Source organism: Paenibacillus ginsengihumi DSM 21568, from assembly GCF_000380965.1.
GTDB classification, from domain to species: Bacteria; Bacillota; Bacilli; order Paenibacillales; family NBRC-103111; genus Paenibacillus_G; species Paenibacillus_G ginsengihumi.
The window spans coordinates 1-1,649 of sequence record NZ_KB905683.1 but is presented as its reverse complement, the minus strand read 5'-3'; the positions used below and the strand labels follow the sequence as shown (position 1 = coordinate 1,649).

Sequence of the window (1,649 nt, the reverse complement as noted above, 5' to 3'; positions counted from 1 at the left end):
CCTGAATCCGTGACCTTGCTTTAGCCCGAGTTGCTGATTTGGTATTTTGTGGATTTCTTTGGTGGTTTATCAGGAACAGGGACTAATATCGAATGATCATTTTGTGCCTTTCAGTCTGCCTCATTCGTTTTTAGGCATGCCAAATAAGCCTGTCTTTTTGCAGGTATTCCATTTTTTACGAACGGCCCGTCGCTTTTTAAACAAATGCTTGGTAGATGCGTCTTGCGGTGAGAAACCAAGGACTGTTGCTGCCATAGTTAAGAGCGATTCTGCCTGCATGACGGACAAATCGTGCCGCCATGTAGATGATGTTCTGGATTACCGTGCGAATCCGTCTGCGTTTCACATGGCCGCGGATGGGCGCATCGTCTTCACGGAGGCTTTCTTGACCCATGATGCGCAAGAGATTGTACGCAAAGACTCCCGCGTGCAGCACCAGATCATTCGTTGCGAATTTCCCGGCCGGAAGGCGTTCCAGATCCAGATCGGTCTTGATTTCGCTGTGAAATTGCTCGCTTGTTCCATGGTCGCGATAGAGTTCAATCACACGCCAAGGCGCACAACGCAGGGATGTCCAGTACACATGCACCTCAATCTCGGGAACGAGGAGCAGTTGACCATCTGGATCCATCGTCCGTTCGATGACGTGAAAGACTTGCCGCAGGTTGTGTTCGAACCCTTTTTGGGCAAACTCGATAGCGCCAACATATTCGATTTTGCCTTCCCGCTGCTGGCATGCGATTCCCTTTGTTTTTGCGATGGAAAGCCATGTTTCTTTTGGCGATTTGCGCAGGTTGACCTTGATGATGTAATCGGTGTCCGGATGCCGGTGGCAGACATGCAAGTTGTCCAGACTGTCATTTCCCGCATCCATCCGGACGAGCAGCTTGCCGTCGGTGACACGCCGAGCGTACCGAATGCTTTGTTCCAGGAAGACATCCGTTTCTTTTTGGCAATGCACGCTGCCTTCCCGCAGCTCCACGTTGATGCCATACCCTTCCTGGCCGAGGTAGGCGAAGATGGGGGCATAGCCGTCTGTCCCTTTGTAGGTACGGGATACACCTTCCTTCTTGGTACCCGAATTGTCGAAGGGGGAAACATCCAGATCAAGCGGGATATAGCTTTCTTCGCCTGCAAGCAGACCGGTCAACGGAGCCTGGATCCGACGCAGGAGGTCGGCAGATTCCTCCAGCAAGATCCGGTTCCAGTCCGCTTTCTCGGACGAAGCAGCAGCATCCAAGCGCTGGCGGAGGGTAGGACTGGACGGAACCTTATTCAACTGCATGCAAATGGAAAAGACATCATCTTTGCGGAAGGGTTCGATGTGATCAAAGTCGCTCTTGCCCTGACAAAGCAGACCCAAGTAGCTTTTCATCACATCCGCGTGGGAGTGAAACGGATGTTCAAAATCCTTAATAACGGTATGATTTAATCGTTTCGTTAACTTTGTATGAGCAAGCAGAGCGCCGACTGTAGCCAGCCCCGCGTGAGTGGTTAGAATGAGCTCTTTGGATCGTACAAATTGGATTTTCATCAATGCACCTCGATGGTGATAGTTGGAATCTAACGAATATCCTACTATTTCTCCATCGATCATTGATTTCCTTTCTTTATCTCACTATTTTGATTTTAAAGATCACGGATTCAGG

Annotated in this window: 1 protein-coding gene; it reads right to left on the bottom strand. The window is 50.0% G+C overall.

Annotated features, from left to right (window positions below; translation table 11 throughout):
• Positions 1-196: 196 nt before the first annotated feature.
• Positions 197-1,534 (bottom strand): IS1380 family transposase, encoded by a 1,338-nt coding sequence (locus tag F591_RS31110; protein WP_083935638.1) that lies wholly within the window; start codon positions 1,532-1,534, stop codon positions 197-199.
• Positions 1,535-1,649 lie beyond the last annotated feature (115 nt).

Coding starts and splice junctions, on each gene's coding strand:
- F591_RS31110 (WP_083935638.1), bottom strand. CDS start 1,534: ATGAAAATCCAATTTGTACGATCCAAAGAGCTCATTCTAACCACTCAC.